This window comes from Gordonia rhizosphera NBRC 16068, from assembly GCF_000298195.1.
Lineage (GTDB): Bacteria > Actinomycetota > Actinomycetes > Mycobacteriales > Mycobacteriaceae > Gordonia > Gordonia rhizosphera.
In genome coordinates this window covers 1-26,801 of the sequence record NZ_BAHC01000075.1, presented here as the reverse complement: position 1 = coordinate 26,801, position 26,801 = coordinate 1, and the positions used below count along the sequence as shown (strand labels likewise).

Genomic DNA, 26,801 nt, shown 5'->3' with positions numbered 1-26,801 from the left:
GTACCCGCAGCAATTCGGCCGCCCGCAGTCGGGTGGTGAGGATGCCGTGCATCCGAGCACGGATCACCAGGGCACCGAAGGTGCTGAGCCGGGCCTCGTCGATGATCGACGCGCACAGCACGTCGAGGGCTTCGTCGGTCTGCGCATCGGCCACCCAAGGCAGGCCGGTCGTCTTCTCGGCCCGTCGTCGCAGGGTGTCCGCAGATAGGTCCACCGAGTGACCGCGTGTGTCCAGGCCGGCACCGACGCGGTTGATTGCCCGGACCGGCCGGCGTCGGAAAGGCGTGAAGGTGAGGGCCATGCCGTCGTCAATCCAGCTGGGACAGTGCGGACATCGACACGACCCGGGTCCGTGGCTGCGGATGGGTCGTCGCGCGGATCCACCGGAACGTCATCGCCCCGCACTCGTGGCCGGTGGTGTCGATCCAGTTGTCGGTGCCGGGATCCCGATGGGCGACGACGATGCGGACGGTGCCGTCGGGTCGATAGGTCGCGGTGTGCTTGTTGACGTGGACGGTGTGATGGCGGTAGTCGAGGGACTCCATCCAGTGGTTGTCGAGCTGGAAGTTCCAGCCGTCACACTCGGGGATCTCGCTGTCGATGACGAGCACCTCGTCGGGGCCCAGGCGCCAATAGCTGTGGTAGTAGATAATGTTCGGGTCGCCGCCGGCCTTGGTCGAGCGTTCCGGGTCGAACATCGGCAGCTCGTTGGTGTGCTTCTGGAAGTCTCTGGCCCACTTGGCGAACAGCAGCGACGCGCCGGCGACCAGCAGGCTCGCCTTGCCCAGGCCGGCGTCGAGCGCAGCCGCCGTCAGCGGCCCGGGCGCCGACGATCCGTCCAGCAGTTCGATGCGGAGATCGGCCGGCACCTCCGTGCTGCGGTCGGCGAAGGTCTGCCGCACGATGAGCAGGCCGGTCGCCGGGGTCATGGGTAGCCAGTTGCCGCTGTGTTCGGTGGCGCTCAGAACGAGTTCGAATCGTCCGTCGGACCCGATCTCGAGATCGGCGGCCTCGACGTAGCCTGTCGTCGGCATCTGGCCGCCCTCGCCGTAATGCCCTTCCTGGGTGCCGAAGCCCAGGTAGTCCACGGTGCCGCGGGTGCCGGTGATGCGGTATTCGAGGGTGCCGTCGATGGTGGCGTTGAGATAGTGGTTGTCGGGGTTGTCCGAACCCATCTTGACCGTCTCGTGCACCATCCGGCGCAGCACCGGCGCGGTCGGGTCGGCATATTCGACGAAGGCCTCGAGTCCCGCTCGGGTGAGTCGGCTCAGGTAGCGGTAGCCCTCGGCCTGGGTGAGCGGATCCGTCGGTGTGCCGGGGAAGACGAGCGCCGCGCCCGCGGATTTGAGGGTGTCGCAGAACTCATCCCACGAGGCGCCCGAGGCGACGCGCTGCTCGGCGACATCGTCGGGTGTCCGGCCGCGCAACCTGAGATACGCCAGCCGGGCCGTCTTGAACTGTCCCAGCGCCGCAGCCGCGATCGTCCTGCCGTTCATCGCCCACCTTTCATGATCGGGTGGTTCCATGATCGGGCACCGGAGGGCCGACTGTTCGCCGGTTCACCGATGAGCTATTTCGGAAACGCCCGCTTCCCCACCACCGCGATCCCCAGCCCGGCCGCCGCCACCACCGCACCCACCCATGCCAACGACGCCCTGCCCGACGACGAACCGAGGGCGAAACCGCCGATGAGCGCACCGAGGGCGATCCCGACATTGGCGGTGGCGTTGATCCACGCCCCGGCGAGGTCGGGGGCATCGGGCATCGCACGCACCGCCGCCGACTGATAGATCGACGGGACGGCACCGAACACCCCGTTCCACAGCGACACCGCGATCACCGTCGCAACCAGCCACGGCAGCGCGACACCCACCGCGAGCATCGCCGCGACCAGCAAACCGAGGACGGTGAGAATCGTCGGACGCGGATACCGGTCGATCGTCCGTCCGGCACACGCCAATCCGACCAGCCCACACAGTCCGCACACCAACAGCAGGGGGCCGAGCATCGATTCCGCGGCACCGGCGGTCAGCAGCACCACGCTGATGTAGGTGTAGAGCGTGTAGTGGCCGACGAAGGTGACCATGTTCGACGAGACGACCACGCCGAGATCCCGTTTGGCGCCGCGGGTCTCGGCGACTCCGCCGGCACTCGAGCCGGGCACCGGCGCGAGCACCCGCACGATCAGCACCAGCACCGCCACCGATACCACCGCGAGCACACCGAAGGCGTTGCGCCACCCCAGCGCAGAGCCCAGCGTCGTCGACAGCGGGACACCGAGGACGAAACCGGCCGTCGCCCCGACGGAGACGATCGCCAGCCCGCGACCGACCTGCGCACGGTCGACGACGCGCGGCACGTAACCGATGCACACCGAGAAGAACAGGGCGTGCGCCAGACCGCCGACGACGCGCCCCGCCGCGACCACCGCGAAGGTCGGCGCCACGGCGATCACGGTATTGCTGACCAGGTAGCCGACCACGGTGGCGAGGATCAACGGTCTGCGCGGCAGCCGGCGGGTGGCGATCGTCAGCGGCACCGAGAACACCGCCACCATCCCGGCGAACACGGTCACCAGCAGGCCCGTGGTCGCCTCCCCGACCGCAAACGCGTCGCCGATGGCGGGTAGCAACCCGACCGGCAGCATCTCCGAGGTCACCGCGAGACACGAGGCAAGCGACAACGCCACCAGGGCAGGCAGACTCGTACGGAGGCTGCGGTCCGGAGCGGTCGTGTGGGTGGAAGCGGCAAGCACTGCTCGAATATACTCTCGTTCCGAGTTTAATCAATCCGGGAGGTGACGGGTGACCGCACAGGGAGGCTCGGCCGCACGCTGGCTCACCGCCGAACGTCTGGTCGATCTCGTCCGGACCGAGCCCGCCATCACCCGGGCGGCCGCCGCGCAAGCACTCGGCATCGGCAGCGGCGCGGCCACCGAGCTGCTGGCACGGCTGCGCGCCGCGGAACTCCTCGACGAGGTGCCCGCACCCGCACAGGGCCGGGGTCGCCCGACCACGATGTTGCGCCCCCACCCGAACGGCCCGCTCGTCGTCGCGGCGGAGTTGAGTTCGACGGGCTGGCGCGTCGCGACCGCCGACATCACCGGCGAACCCGTCGTCGAGGCGAGCTCGTCGCGCCTGTATCGCGACCCGCGGCGGGTGTTGCGCAATATCGGCGCGGCGATCGGCGAGGTCTACGCCCGCACCCCCGCTCGGATACGGGCCGTCTCGGTGTCGGCGGCCGGCACGGTCAGCGACGGCCGCCTGGTCCAGGTCACGCCGCGCGGATGGCTGCACACGGATCTGTCCCACCTGACGTCGGCCCTACCCGACGACGTCGACCTGCCGGTGTTCGTGGGCAACGACGCGACCCTGACCGGTCTCGCCGAGGCACGGACCGGATCGGCGCGCGGGGTGGGCACCGCGCTGCATCTGATCATCGCGGTCGGTCTCGGCGGTGCATTGATCGTCGACGGCGCACCGGCAGCCGGTGCGCACGGCGCGGCCGGCGAATACGGGCACATCCCGTTCGGCCGCCACGACGAACCGTGTGCGTGCGGCGCCTCCGGGTGCTGGGACCGTGACATCGACGGCCGGGCCCTGGCCCGTCACCGCGGTGACCCGGAACCGAAGAACCCGCTCACCTACGCCCACGACGTTCTCGAACGGGTTCGTTCAGAGGCGGGTCGCCGTTCTAAGGCGCAGGGCGAGGCGTCGACCCGCCGGGCCGTCGAGGCCGTCGCCACCTCGCTCGGCCGCGGTATCGCGGGACTGGTGAACCTCCACGATCCCGACGCGATCACCATTGGCGGCCTGGCTCCCCTGATCCGCGCCGCCGCCACCGCGGCGTTCGACGACGCCTACCACGGTGGACTGATGTCGTTCCGCAAACAGGCGCCGCCACCGGTGCTCGACGGCGTCCACGGCGACGACGGTCCACTACGCGGCGCGGCGCTGTTCGGTGTGGACCAGATCGTCTCGGCCGACCGGCTCGCCGAGTGGGCGATGCGCTGATCGGGTAGGGCCGGGAAGCCACGCGCGTAGAGTGGGCCACAGATGCACGAGCGCACGAGCGCGCGCAGATCTGATCCGAGCCGAACGCACCCGGGAGGCGACGTCAATGCCAACCATCGTGATCATCGGAGCCGGGCTGGCCGGCGCGAAGGCCGCCGAGGCCGTTCGCGACCACGACTTCGACGGGGAGGTGATCCTCCTCGGCGCCGAGGAGCATCTCCCCTACGAACGACCACCGCTGTCGAAGGAATTCCTCGCCGGCAAGAAATCCCTGCACGATTTCACCGTGCACGACGCGCGGTGGTACCTCGACAACCGGATCGACCTGCGGATGGGCACCACCGCCGAGAAGCTCGATCTGGCCGCGAACTCGGTGCAGCTCGCCGACGGGACACCCGTGACCTACGACAAACTGTTGCTGGCCACCGGTTCTCGCGCCCGTCATCTCGACATCCCCGGCGCCGACGCACCCGGCGTGCATCACCTGCGGACCATCGACGACGCGCGCCACATCACCGCGGCCATCGCCGACGGCACACGCCTCGCCGTCGTGGGCGCCGGCTGGATCGGACTCGAGGTGGCCGCCGGCGCGCGCGACCGCGGTGCCGAGGTGACCATCGCCGAGGCCGCGTCCGCGCCCCTGCTGACAGCACTCGGCGCGGAAGTCGCCGAGGTCTTCGCCGACCTGCACCGCCAACACGGGGTGGACCTGCGCACCGGCGTCGGGGTCGAACGCGTCGTGACCGGCGACGACGGCGCAGCGCACGGACTGGAACTGAGCGGCGGCGACGTGATCGATGCCGATCTGGTGTTGATCGCCGCGGGCGCGGTACCGAATCTCGAACTCGCGGACACGGCGGGCCTGGCCACCGGAGGCGGCGGCGTGTTGGTCACCGCCGGCCTGCAGAGCAGCGATGCCGACGTGTACGCGGTCGGCGACATCGCGAACGCCTTTCATCCGCTGCTGCAGACCCGGGTGCGCACCGAGCACTGGGCCAATGCGCTCAACCAGCCGGCCGTCGCGGTCACCAACATGCTCGGCGGGGACGCGGAGTACACGAACCTGCCCTACTTCTTCACCGACCAGTACGACCTGGGCATGGAGTACGCGGGCCTGTCCGCCGGGTATCAGCAGGTGGTGTTCCGCGGCGACATCGCGGGCCGGCAGTTCGTCGCATTCTGGCTCGACGGCGACGCGCATGTCCTCGCCGGGATGCAGGTCAACATCTGGGATCAGCTCGAGGACATCAAATCGCTTATCTCGTCAGGCTCGGCGGTAGATACCGCAAGACTTGGTGATCCCGATATACCACTGCCACAAACGATTTCGTAGCGGAGACCGCTGGTTTCGCTAAGAGGCGGGCGCGGACCACATCCCCACCATCGCGTCGATCATGGCCTCGCACAGCGCCCGCCAGTCCGGGGCCTCCTCGCCGTTGAGGGCGCGTTCGAGGTCGGCGAGCGTCACGATGATCGAGTTGCGCGTGATGAGGTCGCGGACCTCGACGGCGCCGGCCGGCAGACCCGGCAACGCTCCGTAGAAACCGTCGAGAATTCGTGAGATGGCTTCGGAGGCAAAGGCTTCCTCGTAGAGGAGGTTGGCCATCGTCGGCTCCGAGGCGACCTGGACGCAGAAGCGGGCGAAGTGGGAAGGCCGGCGCAGCGTACCGAGGTACTCCACCTGCGGTTGGATCAGGCAGCGCAGCCAGTCGCGGATGTCGGCCTCCTCGCCGACCTCCGCGGTGATCCGCGCGCGGATCTCATCGAGCCGGACGCTGTGGTGATGCAGGATCGCGCGGACGAGTTCGGTCTTGGTGCCGAAGTGATAGCCGACGGCGTAGTTGTTGCCCTGACCGGCGGCCTCACTGATCTGCCGATTGGACACACTCGCGATGCCGTGCTCGGCGAACATCACCTCGGCCGCGTCGAGCAGCATCTGGCGCGTTCGGGTCGTTCGGTCCTGCGGCTGGTCCACCACGGTTCCATGATGACGCACCCGGCGACGGCGTCGTCGTCGGGTGCGGTGCGGACCGACTCAGAGTCCGCTCGGATATGTCTCCGGGGTCTGGCCCTGGATCCACAGGCTGGTCGGTTCGAGCGGGCGCAACGCGTGCGTCCGATCGATGTGGATCATCGCGTCGTACTGGTCGGCGGGACGCACGTGATAGTAGTGGCTCTGCCGTTCGGTCGCGGGTAGGTAGATCACGCCGATGGCTCGCGCCAACCGCACCGTCTCCAGGGTCTCCGCGGCCTGTTCGTCGCCCGACCGGACGATGAACGACTGCCTGCCGCTGTCGTGGAAGACCTCCTCGATGCTGCCCGGCAGAGCCGGACGCACCACCTTGCGGTGGGCATCCCCGCCCCACGAGTCTGCGGCAGTCACCGTCCCGCTGTGCGTGGAAAATCCGATCAGCCGGCAGGCGTCGCCGTGGCGCTGGCGGACGAGTTGTCCGAGGGTGAGCTGTCCGTCCGCGCCGACCTCGGTGGCGCGGGCATCCCCGACGTGGGAGTTGTGCGCCCACACCACGATGCGTGCCGGCCCCCGCGCCCGCGTGGAGCGCTGGGCGTCGAGGTGGTCGAGCAGCGAGTCGAGTGTCTGCGCCATATGCCCGTCCCGGACATTCCACGAAGTCACCCGACCGCGGAACATGGTGCGGTAGTACAGTTCCGCGTTGCGGACGGTCTGTGCGTTCTGTTTCGCGCAGAACAACTCGTCCTCGGCGACGATCCCGTCGCGGCTGAGGTAGGCGAGTTCGTTGCGGTGGATCTCGGCGAGCTGGCTGACCGCCTCCCGTTCGCACGAGGGTCCCGCCCCGAATGCCGCCGCGTAACCGTAGGCCTGGCCGTCCTCGTCCGACGCCCGGTCGAAACACGAGTATCGGGCCCGAGCGCGTTGCGCGGCAACGGAATCGACGGTATCGAGATAGCCGACCACCTCCTGCATCGAACGGTGCATGCTGTAGAGGTCCAGTCCGTAGAATCCGACTCGGTCGGTCGGGTCGTCGTCGGCCAGGGAGTCGTTGTGGTGACGCATCCAGGTGACGAAGTCGCGCACGACGGTGTTGCGCCACATCCACGACGGGAACCGTTCGAATCCGGCGAGCGCTTCGTCGGCGGTGTGGTCACGGCCGAGCCCGTGCACCCAGCGGTTCACCCGGTAGGCGTCCGGCCAGTCGGCCTCGGCGGACACCGCGGTGAATCCGCGATGCTCGATGAGCCATTTGGTGATCTCGGCGCGCGCCTCGTAGAACTCGTGGGTGCCGTGCGAACTCTCCCCGATCAGGACGATCCGCGCATCACCGATGAGTTCGTCGAGCACCGATTCGGGTGGCACGCCGCCGGGACAGTCCACGGCCACCCGCGCAATGATGTCCGGCGGAGACTCCTCGACGGCGACCTCGGCGCGTGTCGTCGGCGTCGCGAGCAGGGTGCGCACCTCCTCGTCGGTGGTCTGGGAGAAGTCCCAGTAGGACTCGCCCACGGCCAGGAACGGGGTCGGCATCGACGCGCACACCACGTCGTCGGCGAGCGAGGCCAGCTCGCGGGTGGTCGATTCGGGGGCTGCCGGTACGGCGACAACGATCTCCGCCGGCTCGGATTCGCGCAGCGCGATCACCGCGGCCCGCATGCTCGCGCCGGTGGCCAGACCGTCGTCGACGAGGATCACCGTCTTGCCGGCGACGTCGGCGGGCGGCTTCGCACCGCGATAGGCGGTCTCGCGGCGCTCGAGTTCACGGGTCTCGCGTTCGACCACGGCGCGGATCTGATCCGGGGACACCCGCAGCCCACGCACCACGTCGTCGTTGAGCACGATCCGGCCGCCGGCGGCCACCGCGCCGATGGCGAACTCCTCCCGGTCGGGGAGTCCGAGTTTGCGGACGATGAACGCGTCGAGCGGGGCACGGAGCGCCGCCGCGACCTCGAAGGCGACGGGCACCCCACCCCGGGCCAGACCGAGCACGATCACGTCAGGTTTGGCCCGGTAGCTGCTCAGCAGTTCGGCCAGCACACGTCCGGCCTCACGCCGATCACGGAACAGTCGACGGGGTTGTTGCCGCGGCGCGGCAGCGGTCCGGGTCATTTCGCCTCCCGGTCGCTCGGGGTACACCGATCTGACCCTGTCAAGCTCACCGCGTCGAGGACTGCGGGGTCTAGGGCCGAATGTCCCCTTTCCCGGGGACGTTCACCGAGGCCGACTCCGCAAAGAGCCCAAGTTGACTGTCCTGGTGCGAATGTCGGCGAATTCGCTGGTATCCCCGGATCGTACGGCGCACGATGGGGGTGGCATGAGGAGGCCGCCATGACGCAAACCGACACGACACAGACCACGACGACACCTACGAACTTGCGCGATCAGGTACGGGACTTCACCCAACTGCGGCTCACCGATGCCGAGGAGGCCGGCGGAAAGGGCGCCAATCTCGGGGAGATGGTGGCGGCGGGACTGCCGGTGCCACCCGGGTTCGTCCTGCTGCGTGACTGCTACCGCTACTCGATGCAGGCCGGCGATGTCGCCGACGACCTCGCCGAGATGCACCGCGACGCGCTCACCACGGTCGCCGACACCGAGAAGTTGACCGAGATGTGCGCCGGGTTGCAGGAACTCGTCGCCAGGGCGGGAGTCGCCGCAGAGGTCCGCACCGAACTCCTCGACGCCTATCACCGACTCGGCGACGGCGTGCCGGTCGCGGTCCGTTCGTCGGCGACCGGTGAGGACGGACGCGACGCGTCCTTCGCCGGGATGAACGCGACGCTGACCAACGTGACCGGCGACGACGAGCTCGTCGACGCGGTCACCAAGTGCTGGATGTCGCTGTTCGGTCCGCGCGTGGTCGCCTATCGCGCCAGTCGCGGCTTCACGGACGTCCCCGCGATGGCGGTGGTCATCCAGCAGATGGTCGCCTCCGACAAGGCGGGCGTCGCGTTCACCGCCGACCCGTCGACCGGCGCGCGCGACCGGATCGCGATCGAGGGCGCACTCGGACTCGGCGAGGTCGTGGTGTCCGGGATGGTGCAGCCCGACACCTACATCGTCCGCAAGGACGACCTGTCGGTCCTCGACACCCGCATCGGACACCAGGACTTCCGGATCGTGCGCGGCCCGGACGGTCAGGATCTGACCCAGAAGCTTGACGACGACCTCGCAGACGCCCGCGTCCTCGACGACGAACCGCTGCACCGCGTGGCCGAACTCGCCGTGGCGGTCGAGGACCATTACGGCATCCCGCAGGACCTGGAATGGGCGATCGACCCCGAAGGGGCAACCTGGCTGGTCCAGGCCCGCCCGATCACCACCCTCGGCGCCACCAGCGCCGCCCCCGGCACCATCATCGCGCGCGGGTTGTCGGCCGCACCCGGCACGGCGACCGGCTCGGTACGCATCCTCACGTCGCCGTCGGAGGGCAGCACTCTGGTCGACGGTGAGGTGCTCGTGGCACCGATGACCAACCCCGACTGGTTGCCCACCCTGCGGCGCGCGTCGGCGATCGTGACCGACGCGGGCGGTATGACCTGTCACGCCGCCATCGTCGCGCGGGAGCTGGCCGTGCCCTGCATCGTCGGCGCCCGGTCGGCCACCTCGGATCTGGTGACCGGCGAGCTGGTCACCGTCGACGGGACGCACGGCGTCGTGCGCGCCGGCTCGGTGGCCTCACCCACGGTGACCACGCCGGTCGCCGCGGCCCCGACCGCAGTGGCGGCCGAGGTGACCGGGACGAAGATCTACGTCAACATCGGGATGCCCGACACCGCCGAAGCCATCGCCGCCCGCGATGTCGACGGCGTCGGACTGCTCCGCGCGGAGCTGATCCTCACCGGCGCCCTCGGTGGCCGTCACCCGCACGACCTCATCGTCAAGGGGGAGAGCGAGCAACTGGTCCAGGCGCTCGTCGACTCGGTGGGTCAGGTCGCGTCCGCGTTCGGGCCGCGACCGGTGATCTACCGAACCACCGACTTCCGCAGCAACGAGTTCCGGAAACTGCAGGGTGGCGAGGATTATGAGCCCGAGGAGCACAACCCGATGATCGGGTACCGGGGCTGCTTCCGGTACATCAAGGATCCGGAACTGTTCAAGCTCGAACTCGAGGCGCTGGCCCGGATTCGCGAGTCCTCTCCCAACCTGGGTGTGATGATCCCGTTCGTGCGCACCAAATGGGAACTGGAGGAATGCCTTTCGCTCATCGACGACAGTCGCCTGGGCAGGCAGCGTGGTCTGCGCCGGTGGATCATGGCCGAGGTGCCCTCGGTCGTGCACTGGCTGCCCGAGTACGTGGGGATGGGAGTCGACGGTGTGTCGATCGGCAGCAACGACCTGACCCAGCTGATGCTCGGCGTGGACCGCGACTCCGAGATCTGCGCGGAGGTGTTCGACGAGTCCGACGCGGCCGTGATGGATGCGATCGCGCAGATCATCTCGACCGGCCGACGGCTCGGGATCACCACCTCGCTGTGCGGGCAGGCACCGTCGTACAAGCCGGAGTTCGCTCAGCACCTGGTGTCGTTGGGCATCACGTCGATCTCGGTGAATCCCGACTCCATCGAGAAGGCACGGCATTCGGTGGCCGCTGCGGAACGCCGTCTGCTGATCGAGGCCACCCGACGGTAGCGGTATCGACGCCCCCGAACCGACACACGGAACTCCCACTTACACGCAAGAATCGTTGTGTAAGTGGGAGTTTTGCGTGTCGGCTAATCTCGATTCATGCGATACGGGATCTGCATCCTGCCCGACCAGCCGTGGCGACGGACGCGGGCGCTGTGGGAGCGGGCCGAGGCGATGGGCTTCGACCACGCCTGGACCTACGACCACCTCGTGTGGGGAGGCCTTCCCGATTCACAGTGGTTCTCGTGCATTCCGACACTGACCGCGGCGGCCGCCGTGACGTCCCGAATCCGGCTGGGCGCATTCGTGATCTCACCGAACTTCCGGCATCCGGCCGCGCTGTCACGCGAGATCCAGACGCTGTGCGACATATCCGAAGGCCGGCTCCTGGTGGGCCTGGGCGCCGGCGGAACTCCGGATGACGGGATACTCGGACAGCCCTCCGTCACGGCCCGTGAACGCGTCGACCGCCTGCAGGAGTTCACCACGGTGCTCGACCGCACGCTGCGCGAGGATCATGTGAGTGTCGACGGTGACCACTACATCGTGCGCGACATGCGCCTCGTGGGCGGACCGGTCCGTGATCGCGTGCCGCTGATCCTGGCCGGGAACGGTCCCCGCTCAGTGCGGTTCGCCGCGCGTCTCGGCGATGGCTGGGTCACGACGGGTTCGCGGGCGGAGGGTCTGGATGAATGGTTCGCCGGAGTCGCCCGGAACGTCGAGATCCTCTCGGAGGCGCTCGCAGACCGTCCCGACTCGGCAGGGTTTGCCCGGTACCTGAATCTCGACTCGTCGCCACGGAACTCGTTGGAGAGCATCGAACTCTTCGATGAGATGGTGGGGCGGGCCTCCGCACTCGGATTCACCGATGTCATCGTGCATTGGCCCCGGGCGGTCGAGCCTTACCGCGCTTCCGAGCAGGTACTCGACGCGGTGGTGTCCCGCCGGCTCGCGTCGCGGACTGGCGGATGACAGCTACTCCGCCACCGTCGACGAGTGGTTAGGCTGGTGCCGTGAGTGCGCGCGCAGGCATCGTCGTCACCGGCACCGAGGTGCTGACCGGTCGGGTCAGCGACCGCAACGGTCCGTGGGTGGCCGAACGTCTCCTCGATCTCGGCGTCGACGTCGCACACATCACCATCTGCGGCGACCGTCCCGACGACCTGACCGCGCAACTGCGCTTCCTCACCGACGAGGGGGTGGACCTCATCGTCACGACCGGTGGCCTGGGCCCCACCGCCGACGACCTCACCGTGGCCACCGTCGCCGAGTTCTGCGGACGCGAGCTGCACCTCGACACCGACATGGAAGTCCGCATCGCCGACATCATTCGCGCATGGCAACGCAGGCGTGGCGGCGACCCGGATTCGGCCCCGATGATGGCGGGTATCCGCAAGCAGGCGATGGTCCCGGCCGGGGCCCACCCGATCCCGCCCGTCGGCACAGCCCCGGGGGTCGTGGTGCCCGCGGCGGCCGCAGAGTCCGGTCGGACCGCGATCCCCGCGATCCTGGTCCTGCCCGGTCCGCCCGCAGAACTGCGGGGCATGTGGTCGGAGGCGATGGCGGCTCCCGCTGTGCTCGAGGCCCTGGCCCGACGAGAAGAGTTGCGGCACGCGACGATCCGCGCCTACGGCCTGTCCGAGGCCGACCTCGCCGAAACCCTGCGCACCGCCGAACGGACGGTGTCCGGGTTCGACGAACTCGAGATCACCACCTGCCTGCGCAACGGCGAGGTGGAGATCGACACGCGCTACCCGCACACCGCCGATACCGCCTACACCGACCTCGCCGCGCTGCTCGTCGAACACCATGCGCACCAGATCTTCTCGACCGACGGTGCGACCATCGACGATCAGATCGCCGACGCCCTGTCGGGCCGGCTGATCGCGACTGCCGAATCCTGCACCGGCGGACTGATCGCGGCCCGGCTGACCGACCGTCCCGGATCCTCGGCCTACCTCGTCGGCGGGGTCACCGCCTACGCCAACGAGATCAAGACCGCCCTGCTCGACGTGCCCGCCGATCTCATCGCCACCCATGGCGCGGTCTCCGAACAGGTCGCGGTGGCGATGGCCGAGGGAGCGATGAGCCGACTCGGCGCCGACACCGCGGTCTCCACCACCGGCATTGCCGGACCCGGCGGCGGCTCCGACGAGAAGCCGGTCGGCATGGTGTGTTTCGGGGTGGCGATCGCCGGCCGGCCCACCGTGACCCGGACCCGGGTATTCCCCGGTGACCGCGCCACGGTGCGCACCTTGGCCACCACCGCCGCACTGCATCTGCTCTCCGAGATCCTCGCCGACGCAGCCGACCGCTGAGGTTCGTGGCCCCAACTGTCGAGTTGTGGCCCCTTCTGGTCTGTCGCACAGATCCGTGACGTCCTAGTTTTACAGTGACCGAGGTCACATAGGCATGGGGCCGATCGATCGATGAGGCAAGGAGAAACAGATGCCACTGGAGCCTGTGTCACAGGCGGTGCTCGCGGAACTCGCCGAGAAACGCCAACCCCCGATCAGCGAGCAGACGCCCGCGCTGGCCCGGATGATGGGTCCGATCTTCTCCGGGATGAGCGGGCGCGGCCCGGAGGTCGCGTCGGTGCAGAATCTGAAGCTCTCCGGAACCGACGGCGGGTCGTTCAATGTGCGGGTCCTCAAACCCGAGGGAGAGCCCGAGGCGGTGATCGTCTACTTTCACGGCGGCGGCTGGGTCCTGGGCGACATCGATTTCCAATACGACCATGTGGGAAGGGATCTGGCGAACCGAACCAACTCGACGGTCGTGCTGGTCAACTACCGCAAGGCTCCCGAGTTCCGGTTCCCCACCGCCATCGAGGACAGCTACATCGGCCTGTGCTGGGCCGCGGAGCACGCCTCGGAGTTCGCGGTGGCCGGCGCGCCACTCATCGTCGCCGGTGACAGCGCCGGCGGCAACATCGCCGCGGTGATGACCCACTGGGCGCGGGACCGCCAGGGGCCCCGCATCGACCACCAGGTGCTGGTCTACCCGGTCACCGACTGCGACTTCGACACCCCGTCGTATGTCGCGGCGGAAAACCAGCTGCTGCTCGACCGCGACACGATGATCTGGTTCTGGAACCACTACCTACCCGACCCGAACGCCCGAACCAGCCCGGATGCGTCTCCGCTGCGGGCGGCCGATCTCACCGGCCTGCCTCCCGCGCTGGTGTATGTCTCCGAGTTCGACCCGCTGCACGACGAGGGGGTCGCGTACGCCCGCGCGCTCGAATCCGCCGGTGTCCCGGTGGCCTTGGCGGAGGCCGAGGGGCAAATGCACATCTGGTTCCAGATGGCGAACATCCTGCCCGGCTATCAGACCGGGATGCAGGTCGTCGCCGACCACATCCGCGACGCCCTCGCCGACCACCGCGGGCAGGGCTCGCACACCTCGGACGAAAGGACGGCCAGCAATGCCTGATCGTGACGCCATCATCATCGGCGCCGGGTTCTCCGGCCTCTATCAACTCCACAAACTGCGCGAACTCGGCTTCGACGCACACGTCATCGAGGCCGGCCCCGAGGTCGGCGGCACCTGGTACTGGAATCGCTACCCCGGCGCCCGCTGCGACATCGAATCAATCGGCTACTCCTACTCGTTCGACTCCGACCTGCAGCAGTCCTGGAACTGGACCGAGAGGTATTCGGCCCAGCCGGAGTTGCTGGCCTACCTCAAACATGTGGCCGATCGGTTCGACCTGCGCCGCGACATCTCGTTCAACACCCGCGTGGCATCGATGGTGTTCGACGACGTGTCGAATGAGTGGACCGTGACCACCGACAGCGGTGAGCAGATCACGGCCCGATTCGTGATCGCCGCGACCGGATGCCTCTCCAAGCCGCTCATCCCGACGTTCGAGGGACTCGAGGATTTCGCCGGCGACGTCTATTGGACCTGGGACTGGCCCGAGGAAGGCGTGGATCTCTCGGGCAAGCGCGTTGCCGTGATCGGCACCGGTTCCTCGGGGCTGCAGACGATCACCGCGATCGCACCGGATGTCGGTGAGCTGACGGTCTTCCAGCGCACGCCCTGCTATGCGGTACCTGCCCAGAACCGTTCCATCGTCGAGGAACTGGCCGAACTGAAGACCCACTACGACGAGTTCCGCGAGGAGAGCCGCAATTCCGTCGGCGGTTTCCCCTGCGACGACGAGCTGCCGCCGTTCTTCGAGGACCTCGACGATGCCGGGATCCGGGGTGAACTGGAACGACGCTGGGACGACGGCGGTCTGTGTTACCAACAGTCGTTCCGGGATCTGTTACAGAGCAAGGAGGCCAACGACCGGGCGGCCGAGTACGCTCGGGGTCGGATCAAGCTGAAGGTGCACAACCCCGCGGTCGCGGAGATGCTGACGCCGCGCTCGTATCCGATCGCCGCCAAGCGGATGTGTGTCGACACCGGCTATTACGAGGTGTACAACCAGCCGAACGTCACACTCATCGACGTCAACGACCACCCGATCCGGCGGATGACCGAACACGGAATCCTCTCCGGCGACGACGAACTCGAGTTCGACGTGATCATCCTGGCAACGGGTTTCGACGCGATGACCGGCGCGCTGGACGCGATCGACATTCGTCACGGCGAGCAGACCCTGCGCGACAAGTGGGCCGACGGTCCGCGCACCTATCTCGGTCTGATGTCCGCGGGTTTCCCGAATCTGTTCACCGTGACCGGACCGCAGAGCCCCTCGGTGCTGTCGAACATGCTGACGTCGATCGAGTACCACGTCGAGTGGATCTCGGCGGCGATGGCACACCTACGCGATCACGGATGCACCCGCATCGACGCGGAGGTCGCCGCCGAGGACAACTGGGTCAACACGACCAACGACGCCGCCGACATGACCCTGCTGCCCGAGGCCGCGTCGTGGTACATGGGTGCGAACGTCCCCGGCAAACGTCGCGCCGTCCTGCCATTCGTCGGGGGTGTGGACGTGTACAAGCAGATCGGTGACGGGATCGCCATCTCCAACTACCACGGATTCGACATCTCCTGAGCGAGAAGCCGACCGGCCCTGAAAACCACGCACAAGCAGCGCACGAAAGCCCCGGTGTCGATGACTGCGCTGGGGTGTGGGGTCTTCAGGACCGGGCGGGCCAGGTCAGCTCGTGCCCCGCCCCCAGCGCCGCATGGCCCGCGAGAAGCTCGACCAGTCGCGGTATCCCAGGCGCTCGGCGATTGCCGACCGCGGCATCGTCGTGTCGCGGATGAGGTCGTGCGCGAGGCCGCGGCGCACATCGTCGTGGATTGCCCGGTAGGACGTACCCTCCCGGGTCAGGCTGCGCCGCAAGGTGCGCGCCGAGTAGTGCAGATCCGCCGCACACTCCTCCAGAGTGCGGTCCAGCGAAGTCTGGTCGAGCAGATACGCACGGACCTGCCCGGCGATCCCGTTGGCGTGCAACCGTTCTGACCGAAGTCGCTCGCAGTGCTCGATGATCACCGACTCCGTGTGCCGGCTCGCCATCGGCAGCGTCATGTCGAGGTAGTCCCGGTCGAAGATGAGTTCGCTGCGTTCGCGTCCGAAACCGACCGGCACCCCGAAGACCTCTTCGTACGTGGGCAACGCGGCGTCAGATCCGAGATCGTGGGCGAATCGCACTTCTCGAAGCGGCGCGACGGCGCGCCCGGCGAACAGCTCGCGCTGCATCTGCACGCTCGCGCTGAGGTCACGCTCGATCACGAACGACGCGATGTCGTCGGGTACGCCGATGGTATGCGCCGACAACGACCACCGATCATCGGCGATCAGCTCGCCGGTCATCGTCGCGAAGGCGAACGTCAGCGGCGAGTAGCGCAATCCGCTGCGCACCATGTCGGCGACGAGCCCGCATGCCTGCAGCAGGTAGCCGTAGTAGCCGTAGGCGGTCAGGTGGTACTCGAGACCGATCTGGGCCCCGATGCCCGGCCGGTTGTCCATCGCGGCGAGCAGGTTACGGATCACCGCGATCTCCTGTTGCGCCTCGATCAGCGCTTCGGTGTCGACGAGCGACGCCGCATCCAGGCCGGTGCCGTCGAGCAACAACGACGACGGACACCCGTGCTCCGCCGCCCATTGGCAGATGATGGCGATGCTGACCGTGGTCCTCGGGTGGTCCCACGGGTCGCTCATCTGCGCGAAAACCGTCTGCGAAGGCTCCCCGAGCACGTCCCCGTCCGTTTCGGCGACTACCGACACACGCTTGTCCTCTCTGCCGCATGACACATTCTCCTGTGAGGAGTATCACGCTCCGGCGAAGTTCCGGCAATGACTTGATCGCGACGACTTCCGGTCGACGTCATCTCCAGCGCGCCCGAGATGGCCGCAATTGCGGCCCTTCTGGCCCCGAATGACCTGTCGATCGGGCGTGCCGCGTCCATAGGCTCGGACCACGCCAATTCCGTGACTGACATCACAACCAAACCTACTGGAGGTCAGATGAAGACAAAGGCGGCGATCCTCGAAGAGGTCGGCGGCGACTGGCAGCTCGCCGAGGTCGACCTCGGCGATCCCACCGAAGGCGAGGTCCAGGTCCGGCTCGCCGCATCCGGGCTGTGCCACTCCGACGAACACCTCAAATCCGGGTCGAGTCCGGTCCCCTTCCTGCCGGTCCTCGGCGGTCACGAGGGTGCGGGTGTGATCACCAAGGTCGGTCCGGGCGTCACCGGGCTCGAAGAGGGTGATCACGTCGTCCTCGCCTTCATCCCCGCGTGCGGCACCTGCCCCTCGTGTGCCACCGGCCTGCAGAACCTGTGCGACGAAGGCGCCGGGCTGCTCACCGGCCAGGCGATCTCGGACAAGACCTACCGCGTCACGCAGAACGGCCGGCCGGTCATCCAGATGTGCCTGCTCGGCACCTTCGCCCCGTATGTCACGGTCCACCAGGCATCCGTGGTGAAGATCGAGAAGGACATCCCGCTCGACAAGGCCGCTCTGCTCGGCTGCGGCGTCTCGACCGGGTGGGGATCGGCGACCGAGATCGGCGACACCGCGCCGGGCGAGACGGTCGTCGTCATGGGCGTGGGTGGCGTCGGGATCAACGCCGTGCAGGGCGCGGCGTTCGCCGGCGCGCGGTTCGTCGTCGCGATCGACCCGGTCGAGTTCAAGCAGAAGAAGGCCCTCGAATTCGGCGCGACCCATACCTACGGCTCGGTCGACGAGGCACTCGCCGAACTCCCCGAGTTCACCTGGGGACATATGGCCGACCTCGTGATCATCACCGTCGGCGAGATCAAAGGCGAGCACATCCAGCAGGCGTTGAACATGACCGCCAAGGGTGGCCGCGTGGTGGTGACCGGTATGGGTGACGTCGCCCAGGCCACCGTCGACCTCAACCTGTTCGAGCTGACCCTGCTGCAGAAGAAGGTGCAGGGCGCCATCTTCGGCGGTGTCGGCCCCCGCACTCAGATCCCCAAGCTGCTGAACCTGTATCGCTCCGGATTGCTCAAGCTCGACGAACTCGTCACCACGACCTACCGCCTCGAGGACATCAACCAGGGCTATCAGGACATGGCCGACGGCAAGAACCTTCGCGGCGTCGTCATCTACGGCGACGAAGACTACTGAGGAGACCATCACCGTGCGTACCCACAAGGACCACTACATCAACGGGCAATGGGTGCCCTCCACCGGGAGTTCGCTGCTGCCGGTGACCAACCCCGCCACCGACGAGGTCATCGGGGAGGTGGCTGCCGGGACCGCCGACGATGTCGACCAGGCCGTGCGGGCAGCTCGCGCCGCCTTCGCCGGCTGGTCGGCCACCCCGGTGGCGAAACGCGCCGAATACCTCGGAGCGATCGCCCAGGGGCTCATCGACCGGGCCGAGGAACTCGCCCAACTCATCTCCAGTGAGATGGGCGCACCACTGTCGTTCTCCCGCGCCGCGCAGCTCCCGCTACCGATCAACAGCTTCGCCCAGGCGGCGGCGATCGTGACCGACTTCGAGTTCGAGAGCGACTACCGCGGCTCCCGCATCGTTCGCGAACCCTACGGAGTGGTCGGCGCGATCACCCCGTGGAACTATCCGCTGCACCAGATCGCCCTCAAGGCCGCCTACGCGATGGCCGCGGGCAACACCGTGGTGGTCAAGCCGAGCGAGGTCACCCCGCTCAACGCGATCGTGCTCGCTGAAATCGTCGACGCGGTCGGACTTCCCGAGGGTGTGTTCAATGTCGTGTTCGGCACCGGCCCCGAGGTGGGCGAGGCCATCGCGTCGCACCCGGATGTCGATCTGGTCAGCTTCACCGGCTCCACGCGGGCGGGGCGTCGCGTCAGCGAACTCGCGTCGGGCACCGTCAAGCGCGTGTCTCTCGAACTCGGCGGCAAGAGCCCGAACATCCTGCTCGACGACGCCGACCTGACGGCTGCCGTCCCGGCTGCGGTCGAGGCATCGATGATCAACTCCGGGCAGACCTGTTCGGCGCTGACCCGCCTGCTGGTCCCCCGCTCGAAACTGGCCGAGGTGGAGGGCATCGTCAAGGCCGTGGTGGAGTCGATCCCGGTGGGTGATCCCACCGACGAGACGACCGTGCTCGGACCGCTGTCGTCGCGGACCCAGCAGGAACGGGTGCTCGGCTATATCCGCACGGGCATCGAAGAAGGTGCACGTGTGGTCGTCGGCGGGCAGACCGAAGCGCAGGATCATCCCGGCGCCTACGTCGCGCCGACCGTGTTCTCCGACGTCACACCCGATATGACGATCCACCGCGAGGAGATCTTCGGACCGGTGTTGTCCATCGAGCCCTACGACACCGAGGACGAGGCGGTCGACATCGCCAACGACACCATCTACGGGCTCGCCGGTGGCGTGTGGTCGGGGTCGAAGGAGCGCGCACAACAGGTGGCACGCAGGATCCGGGCCGGACAGATCGCCGTCAACGACGCCGGGCTGAACCTCGACGCACCCTTCGGCGGTTACAAGCAGTCCGGAATCGGCCGTGAGGCAGGACAATTCGGTCTCGAAGAGTTCCTGGAGGTCAAGTCGATCCAGGGCTGAGAAGCCCGGTCGAATGAAAGTGGAAGGGGGCGAACGCTCCCTTCCACTTTCAACATATACGGCAGATGGGGGCTTGCGGCAAGGCCCGGGTCGTCGTTCAGAATCGCTGTCATGACGCCGCTCACCACCTCCGTCTTCGACCTCGGGGGCCATCACGCCAAGGCCGACCCCACCCTCATCGCCGACGATGAACGCCACTTCGCGGCGATCGCGGAAACCCACGCGCAGTCGATCACGTCGTTGACCGAGCGTCTCGATACCCTGCGCCGATCCCCTGGCGGCAAGGGCAAACAGGCGATCGAACGTGATCTCGAGATTCATCAGACGACCCGGCGCCTGCGTTCTCTGCAGCGGTTCGGCCTCGATCTCTGTCTGGGTCGGATCGTTCATGCCGACTCGACGGAGCCCACCTACATCGGCCGGCTCGGTCTCACCGATCAGGCGGGTCGCCAACTTCTCGTCGACTGGCGCACGCCGGCCGCCGAACCGTTCTTCGCCGCCACCCACGCCGCGCCCATGGGTGTGGCGAGCCGACGGCGTTACCGCTGGACGCAGGGCCGGATCACCGACTACTGGGACGAGGTGCTCACCGGGGACGGTCGCGACGGCGGCGTCGCCCTCGACGACGATTCCGCGTTCATCGCGAGCCTCGGCGCGAGTCGCTCACCGCAGATGCGGGATGTCCTTTCCACCATCGCGGCCGACCAGGATGCGATCATCCGTGCCGGATCGCACGGCGCCCTCGTCGTCGACGGCGGCCCGGGGACGGGCAAGACCGTCGTCGCCCTGCACCGTGCCGCCTACCTGCTCTACGACGACCCACGGCTCGCCGGAAACCGTGGCAGGCTACTGGTCGTCGGTCCGCACGAGCCGTACCTCGCCTACATCGCCGACGTCCTGCCGAGCCTCGGCGAGGAGGGCGTGGCGACCTGCACCCTGCGCGACCTCGTCCCAGAAGGAGCGACGGTGCCCGACGAACCCGATCCCGAGGTGGCGGAGCTGAAGTCGTCGGCGCGGCTGGTCGAGGCAATCGAGCGCGGCGTCCGCTGGTATGAGGAGCCACCGACGAAGAAGTTCACGGTCGAGACCTGGTGGGGCGACGTGCGACTCACGCCTGCTGACTGGGCGGAGATCTTCGACGCACCCGAGGTGGGCACACCGCACAACGAGGCACGCGATGCGATTTCCGAGGCTCTGGAGACCACGGTGCTCAACCGACTCGACAACGAGGACATCTCCCCCGCCGAGCTGCGAAAGTCACTGGCACAGAACGAGGCTCTGAACCGGATGGTGAACCGGGCGTGGCCGATGCTCGATGCGGCCGACCTGGTCGGCGACCTATGGTCGGTACCGGCCTTCCTGCGCCTGTGCGCACCCTGGCTCGACACCGAAGACGTCCACCGACTACAGCGCGCCGATCCGTCCGCGTGGACGTCGGCAGATCTGCCGCTCCTCGACGCCGCCCGACAACGCCTCGGTGACGCGCAGGCATCACAGCGCCGGCGTCGTAGGGCGACCGCACTCGCCACCGAACGCGAACGGATGGATCAGGTGGTGCGGGATCTGATCGACTCCAACACCTACGACGACGGCGAGGGCCTGATGTCGATGCTGCGACAGCAGGATCTGCGCGACAACCTCGTCGACGAGACCGCCGCGCCCGACGCCACCCAGGACCCCCTCGCCGGCCCGTTCGCGCACATCATCGTCGACGAGGCCCAGGAACTGACCGACGCCGAATGGGGGATGCTTCTGCGCCGCTGTCCATCCCGCAGCTTCACCGTCGTCGGCGACCGCGCGCAGGCCCGACATGGATTCACCGAGACCTGGACCGAGCGGCTCGACCGGATCGGACTGTCCGACACCAGGATCGCATCACTGACCATCAACTACCGAACACCGGAGGAGGTCATGGTGGCGGCCGAGCCGATCATCCGGGCGGCGATCCCGGACGCCAACGTGCCGACGTCCATCCGTAGCAGCGGAATCCCGGTCACGTATGGATCGACATCGGAGTTGGCTGCGATCGTCGATCAATGGCTGAGGTCGAACGAGGACGGAACCGCCTGTGTCATCGGCGATCCCACCTTCGGCCCGCTCCCACGCGTGCGGTCGCTGAGCCCCGAGCACGCGAAGGGTCTCGAGTTCGATCTCGTCGTACTGGTCGATCCGGACCGGTTCGGGAACGGTGTCGTCGGGGCCGTCGACACCTACGTCGCGATGACGCGGGCGACGCGGCAGCTCGTGGTGCTGACCTCCCAGTAGTGGTGGTTCCGCTGGTCGAGTGCCACGAGCCCTTTCCGCTGGTCGAGTGCCACGAGCCCTTTCCGCTGGTCGAGTGCCACGAGCCCTTTCCGCTGGTCGAGTGCCACGAGCCCTTTCCGCTGGTCGAGTGCCACGAGCCGCTAGGCGAGTGGTGTATCGAGACCACACTCGGCACAGGTGGTCTCGATACACGACCTCGGCTAGCGCCTCGGACGCTACTCGACCAGCGGGCGGATTGACATGCGCCGTCCTCGGTTTCAACACCAGCGAGCGGGTAGACACGCGCCGACCCTGACCGCTGGTCGAGTGCCACGAGCCCCTGGGCGAGTGGTGTATCGAGACCACCAGTGCCGAAGTTGGTTTCGCTACGCGACCAGCGGCGGCTCTCAGGCGAGCGGGCCGGTCGGAAGCTTCCGGCGCACCAACTTCCCGGTGGGATTGCGGGGTAGTTCGTCGATGAAGACGATGTCGCGCGGCACCTTGTAGCGCGCGAGGTTGGCCTTGACGTGAAGCTTCAGATCGTCGGGGTCCGGGTCGGCGTCCGGGGCGGCAACAACGAAGGCGCGCAGCCGAGTTCCGAACTCCTCGTCGTCGACACCGACGACGGCCACGTCGGCCACCTCGGGATGTTCGGCGAGCAGGTTCTCCACCTCGAGCGGGAAGACGTTCTCGCCGCCGGACACGATCATGTCGTCGTCGCGGCCCTCGATGAACATCAGACCGCTCTCGTCGAACCGGGCCATGTCGCCCGTCGACATGTAGCCGTCGATCACCTGCTTGGTGCGACCGTCGGTGTAGCCCTCGAACGGCGCGCCGTTACGCACGAAAAGCCTTCCGCGGACATTGGTTCCGTCGATGCGCTGATTGTTCTCGTCGAACAGCGCGAGGCGGCTGGTGATCGGTGCGCGCCCGACCGTGCCGGGCGCCTGACGCAGTTCGTGCGGCTGGGCGATGGTGGCGATCGCGACCTCGGTGGAGCCGTACATGTTGTAGAGGACGTCGCCGAAGGTGTCCTGGACCGCCTCCGACAAGGTCGGGGAGAGCGCGGAACCGGCGACGACGATGATCTTGAGGGCCGACAGGTCGTACCGCTTGATCACCTCCGGTCCGAGTGCGAGCATCCGGTGGAGCATCGTCGGGACCGCGACGAGGACCTCGGCACGATGCTCCGCGAGCGCGGCCAGGGTCTTCTCGGCGTCGAAACGTCGCAACAGCACCGTCTGGTTGCCCAGAGCGGTACCCACGCCCCACACGGCGAAGCCGGTGGAATGGAAGATCGGCGAGACGATCACCATCGTGCCGCGCTGCGGCAGCGGAACGCGGTCGAGCAGGAGCGCACTGGTGAACGGAGAAACCAGCGACCGTTTCGCACCCTTGGGCAGGCCGGTGGTGCCGCTGGTCAGGATGACGAAACCGCCGAATGATTCCGGCGCGGGGGGCATCGACGTGTCACCCCTCGCGACGAGATCGTCGAGGGTACGCACCCCCTCGGGGACGGGCCGATCTCCGTCGACCCAGGTGAGGATGCGCGGCATGTCGTCGGGGAGGCCTTCGAGGAGGTCGGTGAACTCCTCGTCGTAGAGCATCGCGCGCACGTTCTCGCGTTCGGCGACCTCGACGAACTGGGTTTTGCCGAATCCGGTGTTCATCATCGCCAGCCGGTATCCGGCGCGGCCCGCGGCGCTCAGAGCGAGGATCAGGCCACGATGGTCACGGGCGAGAACCCCGATCACCGACCCGGGTTCCACGCCGGAGGCCAGCATCGCGTTGGCCAATGCGTTGGACTGCCGGTCCACCTCGGCGAAGGTGAGGGTGCCGCGTTCGTCGGTCAGCGCAGGCGCGTCGGGATACTCCTCGGCACCGTGCACGATCACCGCGGACGCCGGACCGATGATCTTGGTGCGCTTGACGGCATGGACGAACGCCCCGGGCCTGGTGAGGTCGATGGCCCCGGTCTTCTGCAGCACGCGCACCGCACCGAATGTGTCGGACACCATCTCGAATGCCTCGCGAACCGATGCCATGTCACCTCGTCCTTCCGCGCCCGGAGATCACCGGCCCGATGACCGGCCCCTCTGAGCACACACGTTGTCTGATGACAATGTAGGGGTGCGGAGAGCGAACGGAAACCCCCCACGAGAATCGCGAGGGGTTTCTGTGTCGAGGTACTTGCTACGAACCTCAGTACGCCGAGTTGACGTTGTCCATCGACCCGTAGCGGTGCGCCGCATAGTTACAGGCGGCGACGATGTTGGAGACCGGGTTCCAGATGTCGAACGGCGTTCCCTTCACGTGGTAGGCCGCGAACGTCGGGTCGATCACCTGCAGCAGTCCCTTGGACGGGATACCGGCCGCTGCGTTGGAGTCGTAGAGGTTGATGGCCCGCGGGTTGCCGGTCGACTCCCGCATGACGTTGCGGTAGATGCCGTCGTAGCTGGCGGGGATGTTGTTGGCCTTCAGGATGTCCAGCGACTCACGGATCCAGCCGTCCAGGTTGTCCTGGTACACCACGGCCTGTGCCGCCGGCTCCGCAATGGGCTTGGGCACGACCACCGGGGCGACCCCCGTCGTGGTCGGCTCGGGAGCCGGCGTGGGCGCCTGGGTGTCCTGCTGGGTGTCCTGCTGCGCCTGGTGCGACGATGCCGCGACGATCCGCTTCTCGGCCTGGGCGGGCTCGTTGTTGGCGATCGATCCGGCGGTCACGACGGCCGTGAGCGCAAGGGTGGCCCCGGCGATGGTGCGGCCGGTGTGTTTGCGGGACGGGCGGCGGGCATGGCGGGACAACTTCGAGGCAACAAACATGAGACTTGGATTTCCTGATGGATTTCTCGGCCGCGCTTCCGGCCGACAGCAGACACCCTCCGACGCACGCGGGCGCACCGGCTGACGGTCATCGCTGGGATGGACGTATGAAAATTGGGGCGGCAAATGCCGCCCACGCGCAGTGCGCAACCACCCCGCCTCGAGCGGGGTCCGGCCGAGATTCAGTTGGCCACGGTGGCGCTGTCAGCCCCGATTGCCGTGGCGAGGCCGTAGGTCGCGCATGCGGGCTGAATCCGCATGACTTACTCGACTTCCTCGTGCTGCACAGACTCAGGTCTGCATCGGACTGGTAACAGATTGATATACACGCCTGAGGAAAAGCCAACAGAAAGCTGAGATTTACCTGAGTGCGCTACCGATTCAGATCCGTCGACTCGCGCAACAACGCGCCTGAGCTGCGGTTTTGATCAGTCGGCCGAAGTGACCTGTTTCACACAACTGGTCAAGTGGGTGAACGACTTCGAAGCGGACTTGTTACGCAGAACGTATTCAATCACGGTCCGGCGATGGGCGCGCAACCAGGGTGAGATCGCCCGCTCGTAGTCGGGCGCGGGCCGCGGTCGGCTATAACAACCCTGGAGGACGTCTCACCGTCGAGACCCGTCCGGAAAGGTTTTCATGTCGCGTCTGCTGAGTGTCGGTTCGCATACCCCGTCGGTGGCCGAGGGCGCGTGGGTCGCGCCGGGAGCTGTGGTCGTGGGGCAAGTGTCCATCGCCGATCAGGTCGGCATCTGGTACAACGCCATCGTGCGCGGCGACATGGCCGCCATCACCATCGGCGCCCGCACCAACATCCAGGACGGCTGCGCCCTGCACGCCGACCCCGATACACCGCTGACCATCGGCGAGGGTGTCTCGGTCGGACACAACGCGGTGCTGCACGGCTGCACCGTCGCCGACGACGTGCTGGTCGGGATGGGTGCGGTGGTGATGAACCGGGCCGTCATCGGCCCGGGATGCATCATCGCGGCGGGCGCGCTGATCCCGGAGGGCACCGTCATCGAGGCCCGCTCACTGGTCGTCGGCGCGCCCGGCAAGGCACGACGCGCCTGCAGCGAAACCGAGATCGATCACATCCGCCTCAACGCCGCCGCTTACGTCGACCTCGCCGAGAAGCACCGCACCGCGACGCCGGTGGAGTAGTCGGGCCTACCCGGTCAGCAACCGCGCTCGCCGCGCCGAGATCCACGCGCGCGGCGGCAGCTGTTCGTTCCGCGCACCGTATCGATTCCGATGCGGTTTCTTGACCGATCCGATACCCCGGCGGCTCTCATCGGCTCCAGTGTCCCGCCTATCCTGCGAACAAGCCATTCGGGGGGACACCGAAGGGACACCGCCGTTGGGACAAAGGCGTCGCCACGGACTCGCCGCGCTGGCCGCGGCGATCCTGATGATGCTCGTCGTCAGCGCCTGTCAGGGCGGCGTCGACACCCCGGCCCCGGAGTCCGCACCGGCCCCGACCGACCACATCCCCGCCGCGTTCGATGTGACCTTCCGCTGGGTTCCGGGACAGGTCCTCGATATCTCCGGCCAGGAGGGGACGTTCGTGCGGGCGTTCGTGGAGTCTTTCGAGCTGGCGAACGCCGGCCGGTCGGTGCAGTGGGGCTACCGCGGATTCGTCGACGCCTCGCCGTCGAACATCGGACAGATGATCAGCGTGTACCCGCCCGAGGAGTCGACGGCTCATCCGGCGTTGGGCACCGCCTTCTTCACCGCGCTGCGCCGGGCCGATGACGCCGACTGGACGCGAATAGTACTGTGCCGCTACGGATACCGCTCGATCAAGGTGGACGGGCACACCTGGGAATCCCACATCGATGCGCCGCGGCCGGTGGAGATCGACTTCCGGCGCGGCGGCGCCGTCCCGCCGACCAACACGCGCGGGACGGCTCGCACGCCGAGCGGGAACGTGTTCGGTGACTGGTACGTCACCCGCTACGATTTCGCCGCGGTCTACCCGACCACGACCGACGACGAGCGCGCATGTGCCACTTCAACGCCCTCCGAGGTTCTGGCACGGGCGAGCGAGCGCCGACGCTCACCCTGGCCGCCGATGCCGCCGAGTCCGGGTTGGTGGTCGAGCTCGCCGCTGTAGAGTTCGGCGCTCGA

Annotated in this window: 19 protein-coding genes and 1 pseudogene; 12 read left to right on the top strand and 8 right to left on the bottom strand. The window is 67.7% G+C overall.

Features of this window, described 5'->3' with window-relative positions:
• The 3 genes and pseudogenes from GORHZ_RS09225 to GORHZ_RS09215 form a co-directional block, all read right to left on the bottom strand.
• Window positions 1-301, bottom strand: a pseudogene (locus GORHZ_RS09225) (sulfotransferase family protein); the annotation flags it as partial.
• Between the two features lie 7 nt (window positions 302-308).
• A complete protein-coding gene (locus GORHZ_RS09220; RefSeq protein ID WP_006332326.1) occupies window positions 309-1,496 on the bottom strand; it encodes a DUF1214 domain-containing protein in 1,188 nt (395 codons plus the stop codon).
• A gap of 74 nt (window positions 1,497-1,570) precedes the next feature.
• Window positions 1,571-2,755, bottom strand: coding sequence for an MFS transporter (locus tag GORHZ_RS09215; protein WP_006332325.1), 1,185 nt, complete (start codon window positions 2,753-2,755; stop codon window positions 1,571-1,573).
• Window positions 2,756-2,804: 49 nt separating this feature from the next.
• Between GORHZ_RS09215 and GORHZ_RS09210 the strand changes: the two genes are divergently transcribed.
• Both GORHZ_RS09210 and GORHZ_RS09205 read left to right on the top strand, forming a co-directional pair.
• Window positions 2,805-4,013, top strand: coding sequence for an ROK family protein (locus GORHZ_RS09210; RefSeq protein WP_006332324.1), 1,209 nt, complete (start codon window positions 2,805-2,807; stop codon window positions 4,011-4,013).
• A gap of 106 nt (window positions 4,014-4,119) precedes the next feature.
• Complete coding sequence (locus GORHZ_RS09205; protein WP_006332323.1) at window positions 4,120-5,346, top strand: NAD(P)/FAD-dependent oxidoreductase; 1,227 nt, start codon at window positions 4,120-4,122, stop codon at window positions 5,344-5,346.
• A gap of 18 nt (window positions 5,347-5,364) precedes the next feature.
• Here GORHZ_RS09205 and GORHZ_RS09200 read toward each other — a convergent pair whose 3' ends face one another.
• Together GORHZ_RS09200 and GORHZ_RS09195 are read right to left on the bottom strand one after the other, a co-directional pair.
• A complete protein-coding gene (locus tag GORHZ_RS09200; RefSeq protein ID WP_040530989.1) occupies window positions 5,365-5,991 on the bottom strand; it encodes a TetR/AcrR family transcriptional regulator in 627 nt (208 codons plus the stop codon).
• A gap of 57 nt (window positions 5,992-6,048) precedes the next feature.
• Window positions 6,049-8,094: an erythromycin esterase family protein gene (locus GORHZ_RS09195; RefSeq protein ID WP_051998816.1), complete on the bottom strand. Its 2,046-nt coding sequence runs from the start codon at window positions 8,092-8,094 to the stop codon at window positions 6,049-6,051.
• Between the two features lie 219 nt (window positions 8,095-8,313).
• Here GORHZ_RS09195 and ppsA point away from each other — a divergent pair, with 219 nt between their 5' ends.
• The 5 genes from ppsA to GORHZ_RS09170 all read left to right on the top strand — a co-directional run bounded on the left by ppsA (window position 8,314) and on the right by GORHZ_RS09170 (window position 15,628).
• Window positions 8,314-10,617, top strand: a complete 2,304-nt coding sequence (ppsA, locus tag GORHZ_RS09190; protein WP_006332320.1) for a phosphoenolpyruvate synthase — start codon at window positions 8,314-8,316, stop codon at window positions 10,615-10,617.
• A 96-nt stretch (window positions 10,618-10,713) separates the two neighbouring features.
• Window positions 10,714-11,586: an LLM class flavin-dependent oxidoreductase gene (locus GORHZ_RS09185; protein ID WP_006332319.1), complete on the top strand. Its 873-nt coding sequence runs from the start codon at window positions 10,714-10,716 to the stop codon at window positions 11,584-11,586.
• Window positions 11,587-11,627: 41 nt separating this feature from the next.
• Window positions 11,628-12,932 carry a competence/damage-inducible protein A gene (locus tag GORHZ_RS09180; RefSeq protein ID WP_006332318.1) on the top strand — a complete coding sequence of 435 codons (1,305 nt, stop codon included), beginning with the start codon at window positions 11,628-11,630 and terminating at the stop codon, window positions 12,930-12,932.
• A gap of 130 nt (window positions 12,933-13,062) precedes the next feature.
• Complete coding sequence (locus tag GORHZ_RS09175; RefSeq protein WP_006332317.1) at window positions 13,063-14,049, top strand: alpha/beta hydrolase; 987 nt, start codon at window positions 13,063-13,065, stop codon at window positions 14,047-14,049.
• The gene (locus GORHZ_RS09170; protein WP_006332316.1) at window positions 14,042-15,628 is read left to right on the top strand and encodes a flavin-containing monooxygenase; all 1,587 of its coding nucleotides are present in this window, start codon (window positions 14,042-14,044) and stop codon (window positions 15,626-15,628) included. The genes GORHZ_RS09175 and GORHZ_RS09170 overlap by 8 nt, the downstream gene beginning before the upstream one ends.
• Before the next feature lie 105 nt (window positions 15,629-15,733).
• On the opposite strand, the gene GORHZ_RS09165 is transcribed toward GORHZ_RS09170, so the two are convergent.
• Window positions 15,734-16,741: an AraC family transcriptional regulator gene (locus tag GORHZ_RS09165; RefSeq protein WP_157205121.1), complete on the bottom strand. Its 1,008-nt coding sequence runs from the start codon at window positions 16,739-16,741 to the stop codon at window positions 15,734-15,736.
• 306 nt (window positions 16,742-17,047) lie between these two features.
• Between GORHZ_RS09165 and GORHZ_RS09160 the strand changes: the two genes are divergently transcribed.
• The 3 genes from GORHZ_RS09160 (at window position 17,048) to helR (ending at window position 21,869) form a co-directional block, all read left to right on the top strand.
• Window positions 17,048-18,175 (top strand): NDMA-dependent alcohol dehydrogenase, encoded by a 1,128-nt coding sequence (locus GORHZ_RS09160; protein WP_006332314.1) that lies wholly within the window; start codon window positions 17,048-17,050, stop codon window positions 18,173-18,175.
• 13 nt (window positions 18,176-18,188) lie between these two features.
• The gene (locus GORHZ_RS09155) at window positions 18,189-19,604 is read left to right on the top strand and encodes an aldehyde dehydrogenase family protein (RefSeq protein WP_006332313.1); all 1,416 of its coding nucleotides are present in this window, start codon (window positions 18,189-18,191) and stop codon (window positions 19,602-19,604) included.
• A gap of 111 nt (window positions 19,605-19,715) precedes the next feature.
• Window positions 19,716-21,869, top strand: a complete 2,154-nt coding sequence (gene helR, locus GORHZ_RS09150) for an RNA polymerase recycling motor ATPase HelR (RefSeq protein ID WP_006332312.1) — start codon at window positions 19,716-19,718, stop codon at window positions 21,867-21,869.
• A gap of 386 nt (window positions 21,870-22,255) precedes the next feature.
• Here helR and GORHZ_RS09140 read toward each other — a convergent pair whose 3' ends face one another.
• Complete coding sequence (locus tag GORHZ_RS09140) at window positions 22,256-23,893, bottom strand: acyl-CoA synthetase (protein WP_006332311.1); 1,638 nt, start codon at window positions 23,891-23,893, stop codon at window positions 22,256-22,258.
• Window positions 23,894-24,050: 157 nt separating this feature from the next.
• The gene (locus GORHZ_RS09135; RefSeq protein WP_006332310.1) at window positions 24,051-24,671 is read right to left on the bottom strand and encodes a transglycosylase SLT domain-containing protein; all 621 of its coding nucleotides are present in this window, start codon (window positions 24,669-24,671) and stop codon (window positions 24,051-24,053) included.
• A 639-nt stretch (window positions 24,672-25,310) separates the two neighbouring features.
• Between GORHZ_RS09135 and GORHZ_RS09130 the strand changes: the two genes are divergently transcribed.
• Window positions 25,311-25,835: a gamma carbonic anhydrase family protein gene (locus tag GORHZ_RS09130; protein ID WP_006332309.1), complete on the top strand. Its 525-nt coding sequence runs from the start codon at window positions 25,311-25,313 to the stop codon at window positions 25,833-25,835.
• A gap of 196 nt (window positions 25,836-26,031) precedes the next feature.
• Window positions 26,032-26,787: a hypothetical protein gene (locus GORHZ_RS09125; RefSeq protein WP_006332308.1), complete on the top strand. Its 756-nt coding sequence runs from the start codon at window positions 26,032-26,034 to the stop codon at window positions 26,785-26,787.
• Window positions 26,788-26,801 lie beyond the last annotated feature (14 nt).